We start from the raw sequence: 8797 nt of genomic DNA on the forward strand, positions 1-8797 counted from the left end.
TCATAAAGGGTCAGGAGCGCAACCGATACCGCGGTCAGGGCCTCCATTTCGACCCCGGTCTGCCCTGTCGTCTGCGCGACGGCGGTGACGGCTATGCCATCGTCTTCCCAGCTGAAATCGACGCCGACCTTGGTCAAGGCAAGCGAGTGGCAGAGCGGGATGAGGTCGGCGGTGCGCTTGGCGGCCATGATCCCCGCGATCCGTGCGGTCGACAGAACGTCACCCTTGGGAGCGTTGCCGCCACGGATGGCGTCCAGCGCCGCCGCAGACATGGTGATACGCCCGCCCGCAACCGCGCGGCGCTCGGTTGCCGGTTTAGCGCCGACATCGACCATCGACGCTGCCCCGCTTTCGTCGAGGTGCGTCGGGCGGGTCACGCCGCGGTGCCCGTGAGCAGCGCTTTTGTTGCCGCCGTGACGTCATCCTGACGCATCAGGCTTTCGCCGACCAGGAAGGCGCGGACCCCGCTTTTTGCGAGCCTTTCGCAGTCGGCGTGGTCTGTGATGCCGCTTTCGCCAACCAGCAGGGTTCCGGGCGGAACGCGCTTTGCGAGGCGTTCGGTAACGCCGAGATCGGTCTCGAAGGTCCGAAGATCGCGGTTGTTGACACCGATCAGACGCGAACGGAGCCGCGACAGCGCGCGGTCGAGTTCGGCCTCGTCATGCACTTCGACAAGGACGTCCATGCCGCGTTCGATCGACGCGGCTTCGATTTCGCGCATCAGGCCGTCGTCGAGCGCGGCAACGATGATCAGGATCGCGTCGGCGCCGATCGCCCGCGCTTCGGCGACCTGCCACGGATCGACCATGAAGTCCTTGCGGAGAGCGGGGAGCGCGCACGCCGCGCGCGCCGCGACGAGATAATCCTCATGCCCCTGAAAATAAGGCGCGTCGGTCAGGACCGACAGGCAGGCGGCACCGCCCGCGGCATATGCGCGGGCATGGGCGGCGGGGTCGAAATCGGCCCTTATCAATCCCTTGGATGGCGAAGCCTTCTTCACTTCGGCGATCAGGCCGAAACCGCCCACGTCGATCTTCGCCTGCAAGGCAGCGGCAAAGCCGCGCACCGGACCGCCGTCGATCGCGTCCAGGTCCGCGAGCGAGCGCATCGCGCGGCGCGTCGCGACTTCGTCGGCCTTGGTGGCGAGGATCTGGGTGAGCTTGTTCATTTATAGGCGATCCAGCAATTGAGCAGCGCGTTGGCAAGGCCCTTGTCGATCGCTTCGGCGGCGTCCTCCACGCCTTCGATGAGCGTGTCGGCGACGCCGGCGACGACGAGCGCTTCGGCGGCATTGTAGAGCACCGCGTCGCGATAGGCGCCCGGCTCGCCTTCGAGCAAGCGGCGCAGCGCCTGGGCATTATAAGCGGCGTCGCCCCCGCGGATAGCCGTCAGCGCGTGTGTCGGCAGTCCGGCATCGGCGGCGGTGCTGCGCTGCATCCGCACGCCTTCGGGCGTGACCACGGCAACCTCGTTGCCACCCGCGAGCGACAGTTCGTCGAGCCCTTCGTCGCCCGAAATCACGCGCGAATGTTCGGTGCCGAGCCGGTGCAACGCTTCGGCATAGACGGGGACATAAGCGGGGCGTGCGATACCGATCAGCTGGCGCGTGACACGCGCGGGATTGGCAAGCGGTCCCATCAGGTTGAAGATCGTACGGCGACCGATCGCCTTGCGGATCGGCATGATACGCTTCATTGCCGGATGATGATGCGCGGCGAACAGGAAGCATATGCCGAGGTCGGCGAGCTGCGCTTCCGCCATCTGCGACGCGCGGTCGAGGTCGAGACCGAGGACTTCGAGCGTGTCGGCAGCGCCCGATTTGGAAGAAGCAGCGCGATTTCCGTGCTTTGCAACCGGAACCTCGCACGCGGCAATGACGATGGCGACCGCGGTCGATACGTTGAGGGTATGATGGCCGTCGCCGCCGGTGCCGCACACGTCGATCGCGCCCGCGGGCGCGATGATCGGGATCAGCCGATCGCGCATCGCCTGCGCCGCGGCAGCGATTTCGACCATCGTTTCGCCGCGATGGGAGAGGGCGATCAGAAATTCGGTGACCTGCTCGTCGGTCGCGCCGCCGTCGAGCATCGTCGCGAACGCGGCGGCGGCCTCGTCATGGTCGAGCAGCGCCGAGGGATCGGGGAAGGGGCCAAAGCGGCTCATGCCGCTTGCCGTCCGCGAACCGGCAGCCCAGCGATCTTCAGAAAATTGGCAAGCATTGCATGGCCGTGTTCGGTCGCGATGCTTTCAGGGTGGAACTGGACACCGTGGATGGGCAATTCGGCATGGCGAAAGCCCATGACCGCGCCATCGTCGCTGGTCGCGTTGATGACGAGTTCGGCGGGAATGTCGACGACCTCGAGACTGTGATAGCGCGTCGCCTGGAAAGGCGACGGCAGACCTTCGTAAAGGCCGCTGTTGTCGTGACAGACAGGCGAGGTCTTGCCGTGCATCAAATGGCCGCGCTGGACGGTGCCACCGAAATGCTGGCCGATCGCCTGATGGCCGAGGCACACGCCGAGCAGCGGGCGCTGGGCGGCGGCGCAGGCGGCGACAAGATCGAGGCTGATGCCAGCCTCGTTCGGCGTGCAGGGACCCGGCGATATCAGGATCGCATCGGCGCCGGTGCCAAGGGCGTCCGCGGCGGTCAGCGCGTCGTTGCGCTCGACGCGAACATCGACCCCCAACTCGATCAGATAGTGAACGAGGTTGAAGGTAAAGCTGTCATAATTGTCGATGACGAGGATCATGGTCGGCGCACTAACGGTTTTGCGGAAGTGGGGAAAGGGATAGAAGCTTTTTGAGCGCCAATCCTGCCTTTGTCGTTTCCGCGGGATCAGGATGGACGGGAAATGGGCTACTCCGCCATCAGCTTCGCCAGGTCGTCCTTCCAGAACTTCGCCCAGGTGTGGGTGCTGTGGCCCTTGGTTTCGGGGCTTGCCGGGATCAAGATGAATTTCGTTGTATTCAGCCGCGCCGCTGCTTTTTCGGTGATGCCATAGGCGGGCGGATTGATGAAATCGTCGGCCGAATTGATCCAGAGCACCGGCACCTGTATCTTTTCTAGGTTCGGCCATGGATTATAGTTTCGCGAGCTATCCAATTGATAAATGACGTTATTTGCGTCATTGCGGCCATAGGTGCGTGCAAAAGCTTCGTCCTTATAGGCTTCGGAGGCGGCGCGCGTCGGATATTGGGCTTGCAGGGCATAAGGGTTGGCGCCTGCGATCATCGTCAGCGACGCCGCGGTGCGCAGCCCCGCCGCGGGCGGCTGCCGGTAATTGCCTCCGTCCCAAGCCGGATCAGCCTTGATCGCGTCGATCGTCAGCGTGCGCCACATGCGGTTCTGGCCCGCGATTTCGACGGGCAGGCAGGCGAAGGGGGCAAGTTTTTCAGCGAAACCGGGCCGCGTGGTGCCCCATACGAACGCGTGCATACAGCCCATCGACGTGCCAAGGATGAGCTTGAGTTTTTTGACCCCTAGCGTTTCGGCAAGCATCCGATGCTGCGCGCTGACCATGTCGTCATAGTCATATTTGGGGAAGGCCATGCGCATGCCATCGCTGGGCTTCGACGAGCCGCCATGCCCGATATTGTCGGGCAGGATGACATAATATTTGCTGGCGTCGAGCGGCTGGCCGGGGCCGAACAGTTCGCCCGCAAACTGTGGCTGAAAGAACTGCTTGCCGGTGCCGCCGGTGCCGTGGAGGATCATCACCGCATTGGCGATCTCACCGCTTGCGTCGCGCCGGGGGGTGCCGAGCGTCGTGTAGTGAATTTTGAGTTCGGGCAGTTTTTCGCCAGTTGCGAACGCAAAATCCTTGAGGATCGCATCACCTTCAACGGCGTTGGTTGGTTGGGCGTGAGCGGGCGTGACGCTGGCAAGCAGCAGGGCGAGCGGGGCGAAAATCTTGTGCATGGCCGGACGCTAACGTGCCGCCGGGCAAGGTCAAGCTATTGCCCGTATCCCGGCGTTCCGGCCAGCCTTACCGCTTCGCGGGCGGCGGCGAACAGCGCGCCCGCCTTGGCCTCGCACTCCCGCTGTTCATAGGCGGGGTCGCTGTCCGCGACGATTCCCGCGCCTGCCTGGACATGCATTTCGCCATCCTTGACGATCGCGGTGCGGAGCACGATGCAACTGTCCATGTTGCCGTCGGGGGCGAAATAGCCGACGCCGCCGGCATAAGGCCCGCGCGCATCGGATTCGAGCTCGGCGATGATCTGGCAGGCGCGGACCTTGGGTGCGCCGCTGACGGTGCCCGCCGGAAAGCCGGCGAACAGCGCGTCGATCGCGTCCTTGCCGGGCGCGATGCGGCCGATGACGTTCGACACGATGTGCATCACATGGCTGTAAAATTCGACGGTATAGCTGTCGGTCACCGTCACGCTGCCGCCAACCGCCGCACGGCCGACGTCGTTGCGGCCAAGGTCGAGCAGCATCAGATGTTCGGCGCGTTCCTTGGGATCGGCGAGCAGGCTTTCACGGTTTTGCGCATCCTCGGCGCTTGTCCTGCCGCGCGGTCGGGTGCCGGCAATCGGGCGAATGGTGATTTCACCGTCGCGGACGCGAACGAGGATTTCGGGCGACGAGCCGATCAGCGCGAAGCCCGGCAGGTCGAGGAAATAGAGGAAGGGCGACGGATTGATGCGGCGGAGCGCGCGATAAAGGTCGAAGGGGGGCAGGTCGAACGGCGTCGAGAAACGCTGCGACAGCACAACCTGAAAAATGTCGCCCGCGGTAATATAATCCTTAGCCGCGGCGACCATCGTGGCAAATTTTTCGGGCGACGTCGCGGGGATCGCGGCAATGTCGGTGGGCAAGGCGTCGGTCGCGGCGCGATCGGCGTGCGCGCTGGCACTCGACAGCCGCGCGGAGATGGTTTCGAGCCGGTCCTCGGCTGCCTCGATCATCCGGTCGATCGCACCGTTCGCGTCGGGCCAGATCGGCGCGATCAGGAACAGTTCGTCGGCGAGCCGGTCGAACACGAGGATCGTCGTTGGACGCACAAACACCATGTCGGGCAGGCCGAGCCCTGTGCCCGGCGCGCGCGGAATGCGTTCGACGAGGCCGATCGTTTCATAGGCGAAAAAACCGACGAGCGTCGTCAGCGCCTTTGGCAGTCCGTCGGGCACCGCAAATCGGCACTCGGCGACCAAATCGCGGAGAGCCTGTAATGCACCGTTTTCGAGCGGCTGGAAGGCGTCGCGGTCGCGGCGCCAGTCGCGGTTGATGCGCGCGGCATCGCCGCGAACCTCGAAAAGCAGATCGGGATCGAGCCCGATCATGCTGTATCGACCCCGTGTTTCGCCGCTTTCGACCGATTCCAGCACCCAGTCGCCGCGGCCCGCTTCGATCAGCTTGAGCGCCGCCGATACCGGGGTTTCGACGTCGGCGATCAGCCGCTGCCAAACGACCGCGCCGCGGCCCTGCGCCAGCGCCTCGAGCGCGGCGGCTCTGCCCTCCAGCGCCATCCTGGGCCTATTCGACGACCGGCGCGTTGCCGGTCAGCTCGGCGCGCAGCTGGTCGACGAGTGTTTTGTTGATCGTAACGCCGGCGCGGCGCTTTGCTTCGGCGGCGAGCTGTTCGATCAGTTCGTTGCCGAAGGCCGGTGCGAGCGGTTGGGCGATGGCGGCAACGCGCTGCGGCTCGATCGACTTCGGATCGGGCCGCTGAACCTCGTTCAACGCGATAACCATCCAGCCGCGATTGCCAGGGATTTCGAGCGTCTTGACGCTGTCCTTCGCCATCGAGAACAACAACGCGAGTTCGGGCGGAACGGGTTTGCCGCCGGCGCCGAGTTCGGCGCGGCGCCCACCAATCGCCTGGACGCTGCCGATATTGGGACCGGCCGCGGCAACCGCTTCGCTGAGGTTCTTGCCGCCCTCGACTGCCTTCACGATCGCACGGGCCTTGTCGCGTGCGACCTTCTGCCCTTCGGCAAAGCGCCATTCCGCCAGGAGGGCAGGGCGAATCTGCGCGAAGGGGGGCGGAGCAGCAGCGACGATGGATTTTACCGCATAGACGGCGAACTTTTCATTCTCGACCAGCGTGGCGATATGGCTTTCGCCTTCGCCCGCCGCCTGGAACGCCTGGGCGACGAGCGGTGCCAGTTCGGGTGCAAGCGCATAGTCGGGCTGCGCCGGGACGCGGCCGCTGGGTAACAGCGCGGGGGTCTCGACCAGCTGCAACTTTCGGTCCGCGGCGATTTCGTCGATCGACGCGCCGCCGTTCACGGCATCCTGAAGCTTGTTGTAATAATCGACGATCGCCTCGTTCGCCTTGTTCTTTGCCAGCTCGGTGCGAATTTCCGCGCTGGCTTCGGCAAGGCTGCGCGCGGGGCGGGCCGTGACATTTTCGACTCGCGCGACCGTCCAGCCGAGCCCCGTTTGCGTGGGGCCGACCAGGTCGCCCTGTTTCGCGGCAAAGGCAGCTTTGGCGGCGGCCGCGCTGGCCGTCGCGGCAAAGGCCGACTGGGTGAGGTCGCCGGTGGTCGACGCCGACAGGCCGGCGGCCTGCGCGGCGGCGGCGAGCGAGGTGCCCCCGCGAACCTTGGCGGCCAGAGCGGACGCTGCGGCTTGATCGGGCACGATCACCTGCGCAAAACGACGCGTTTCGCTCGCGGCATATTGCGTTGCATTGTCCTTGTAGACCTTGGCGATCTCGGCGTCGGTAACCGCAGGCACGGGCACCGCGCTCCGATCGAACACCGCATATTGGATCGCCCGTCGTTCGGGGACGGTAAATTTGGACCTGTTCTGCGACAGGAAGTTTTGCAGTGCCGCATCGCCGGGATCGGCGGTCGGCGCAAAGGGGCTCGCGGGGATGAAGGTTGCCTGCCCGCGCCGCTGTTCCATCAGCAGCGCAGCGTAAGGCTGGGCCATGCCCGGCGCGATGCGCGGCATCGTCGCGATCGGCGCCGCGAGCTGTTCGATCAGCAGCTGTTGACGCAGGTCGCGGCGAAGCTGGCTTTCGGTCAGGCCGTTCTGGCGAAGGAAATTCTCGAAAACCTGCTGGTCGAACCTGCCCGACACACCGGCAAAGGCGGGCAGGTCGGCAATGCGCCCGTCGATCAACCGCTTGCTCACGCCGAAGCCCAGCTCGGTCGCATATTGGTCGAAGGCGAGACCTTCGACAAGCTGGTCGAGCACCTGGTCGAGACCGCCCGATTCGACGAAGGCCGCCATCGTCATTCCGGGCTGTTGCTGCCGCGCCTGGTCATAGGCCTGACGAACACGGTCGCGCAGTTCGCCAACGCCGATCTCTTCGCCGCCTACCTTGGCGACATTCGCCCCGCCAAGCCCGCCAAAGGTCGAATTGCCAGTGACATCGCCAAGGGCAAAGGCGACGCCGACAAGCGCGACGAAGGCGAGCGCGAGAAACTTGCCGATCGTCGAAGAGAACATGGCGCGGATAGCGGTAATCATGAAAGGGGCATTCTTTCCGGCAGGGCGCAGTTCATGCGCGGTTGCGCGCTGCTTTAGGCGGGAGGCCGTGCGGCATCAAGGCTGGAAAGGGGCTTTTCATGCCCGCGCGACGCGGCTTGCCTATCCGCCCCGCGCACCGCTAGGGCATCGGAATTGTTGAAATGGCGGGAGGGATGCGATGATGGCACGGCGCAAATATGTGGTCGGCAACTGGAAAATGAACGGCCTGTCGGATGCGCTCGGCGAAGCGCAGGCCATATTTTCCGCGGCGGGCGCCCATGCCGCGGTCGATGTCGCCATCTGTCCGCCGTTCACCCTGATCGGCGCGATGGTCGCTGCGGCGCCGGGCGCGGCGATCGGCGGCCAGGATTGCCACGCCGCCGCGGCGGGCGCCTTTACCGGGTCGGTGGCCGCGCCGATGCTCGCCGATATCGGCGCGAGCGTGGTGATCGTCGGGCACAGCGAACGACGCGAAGGTTTTGGCGAAAGCGACGCCGATGTGCGGGCGAAGGCCGAAGCGGGGCTTGCAGCCGGTCTGTCGGTGATCCTGTGCGTGGGGGAGCCGCGCGAAGTGCGCGAGTCGGGCGGTGCCATCGACCATGTGCTGGCGCAGGTTGCCGGATCGGTGCCGGACAGCTTCGACGCGCAGCGGCTTGCCATCGCCTATGAACCGATCTGGGCGATCGGCACCGGCCTTGTGCCGACCGTGGGCGACGTTGCGGCGATGCACGGAGCGATCCGCGGCGCGCTGTCGGGGCGTTTCGGCGATGCGGCGGCGAATATGCGCATTCTCTACGGTGGCTCGGTCAATGGTGACAATGCCGCCGAACTGCTCGATGCGGGTGACGTCGACGGCGCGCTGGTCGGCGGCGCGAGCCTGACTTCGGCGAAGTTCGTGCCGATCATCGCGGCCGCCGCCGCACTGGGGTGACACATATGTATGGGTTGAAGCGCGGCGCCTTCGTCTCTATGTGCGCCGCGAGCGCGGTCTGTGTGAGGCCGCGCAAGTTCGGGAAAATATGATGTCCAGCCTTTTCACCTTCCTGCTTGTCGTCCAGGCGCTTGTTGCTGCGACGATGATCGGCGTCATCCTGATGCAGAAGTCGGAAGGCGGCGGCCTGGGTGTCGGCGGCAGCCCCGCGGGCCTGCTTTCGGCGCGCGGTGCGGCGGATTTCATGACCCGGGCCACGACGGTGCTTGCCACCGCGTTTGTCGCCTTGTCGATCATCCTCGCCGCGATGGCGTCGGTGGGTCGGAGCGGTTCGACGATCGACACGTCGCTGTCGAAATCGGCGCAGCCGAGCGGCGCGGCCCCGGCCTCATCGCTGACCGGCGCGGCCCAGCCTGCACCCGCTGGTGCGGCGGCGCCCG

9 protein-coding genes are annotated in these 8797 nt (G+C 65.5%); 2 read left to right on the forward strand and 7 right to left on the reverse strand.

Annotated features, from left to right (window positions below):
- The 7 genes from moaC to A3E77_RS02045 all read right to left on the reverse strand — a co-directional run.
- A partial coding sequence (gene moaC, locus A3E77_RS02015; protein WP_293643237.1) for a cyclic pyranopterin monophosphate synthase MoaC occupies positions 1–377 on the reverse strand: 377 nt, incomplete at its 3' end.
- Positions 374–1168, reverse strand: a complete 795-nt coding sequence (gene trpC, locus A3E77_RS02020) for an indole-3-glycerol phosphate synthase TrpC (protein ID WP_293643238.1) — start codon at positions 1166–1168, stop codon at positions 374–376. The genes moaC and trpC, both read right to left, overlap by 4 nt.
- Positions 1165–2163 carry an anthranilate phosphoribosyltransferase gene (gene trpD / locus A3E77_RS02025; protein ID WP_293643239.1) on the reverse strand — a complete coding sequence of 333 codons (999 nt, stop codon included), beginning with the start codon at positions 2161–2163 and terminating at the stop codon, positions 1165–1167. Before trpD ends, trpC begins: the two co-directional genes overlap by 4 nt.
- Positions 2160–2750 (reverse strand): anthranilate synthase component II, encoded by a 591-nt coding sequence (locus tag A3E77_RS02030; RefSeq protein ID WP_293643240.1) that lies wholly within the window; start codon positions 2748–2750, stop codon positions 2160–2162. The genes trpD and A3E77_RS02030 overlap by 4 nt, the downstream gene beginning before the upstream one ends.
- 107 nt (positions 2751–2857) lie before the next feature.
- A complete protein-coding gene (locus tag A3E77_RS02035) occupies positions 2858–3919 on the reverse strand; it encodes an alpha/beta fold hydrolase (RefSeq protein WP_293643241.1) in 1062 nt (353 codons plus the stop codon).
- A gap of 35 nt (positions 3920–3954) precedes the next feature.
- Positions 3955–5472, reverse strand: coding sequence for an anthranilate synthase component I (trpE, locus tag A3E77_RS02040; RefSeq protein WP_293643242.1), 1518 nt, complete (start codon positions 5470–5472; stop codon positions 3955–3957).
- A gap of 7 nt (positions 5473–5479) precedes the next feature.
- Positions 5480–7426, reverse strand: coding sequence for a peptidylprolyl isomerase (locus tag A3E77_RS02045; protein WP_293643243.1), 1947 nt, complete (start codon positions 7424–7426; stop codon positions 5480–5482).
- Positions 7427–7607: 181 nt separating this feature from the next.
- Here A3E77_RS02045 and tpiA point away from each other — a divergent pair, with 181 nt between their 5' ends.
- Both tpiA and secG read left to right on the forward strand, forming a co-directional pair.
- Entirely contained in the window at positions 7608–8357 is a 750-nt protein-coding gene (gene tpiA / locus A3E77_RS02050; protein ID WP_293643244.1) for a triose-phosphate isomerase, read from the forward strand.
- 91 nt (positions 8358–8448) lie between these two features.
- Positions 8449–8797, forward strand: a 349-nt coding sequence (gene secG, locus A3E77_RS02055; protein ID WP_293643245.1) for a preprotein translocase subunit SecG, incomplete at its 3' end; no start/stop codon positions are given.

The sequence above is a fragment of the Sphingopyxis sp. RIFCSPHIGHO2_12_FULL_65_19 genome (assembly GCF_001830555.1).
Classification (GTDB): Bacteria; Pseudomonadota; Alphaproteobacteria; order Sphingomonadales; family Sphingomonadaceae; genus Sphingopyxis.

Coding starts and splice junctions, on each gene's coding strand:
- trpE (WP_293643242.1), bottom strand. CDS start 5,472: ATGGCGCTGGAGGGCAGAGCCGCCGCGCTCGAGGCGCTGGCGCAGGGC.
- tpiA (WP_293643244.1), top strand. CDS start 7,608: ATGGCACGGCGCAAATATGTGGTCGGCAACTGGAAAATGAACGGCCTG.
- A3E77_RS02045 (WP_293643243.1), bottom strand. CDS start 7,426: ATGATTACCGCTATCCGCGCCATGTTCTCTTCGACGATCGGCAAGTTT.
- A3E77_RS02030 (WP_293643240.1), bottom strand. CDS start 2,750: ATGATCCTCGTCATCGACAATTATGACAGCTTTACCTTCAACCTCGTT.
- trpD (WP_293643239.1), bottom strand. CDS start 2,163: ATGAGCCGCTTTGGCCCCTTCCCCGATCCCTCGGCGCTGCTCGACCAT.
- A3E77_RS02035 (WP_293643241.1), bottom strand. CDS start 3,919: ATGCACAAGATTTTCGCCCCGCTCGCCCTGCTGCTTGCCAGCGTCACG.
- trpC (WP_293643238.1), bottom strand. CDS start 1,168: ATGAACAAGCTCACCCAGATCCTCGCCACCAAGGCCGACGAAGTCGCG.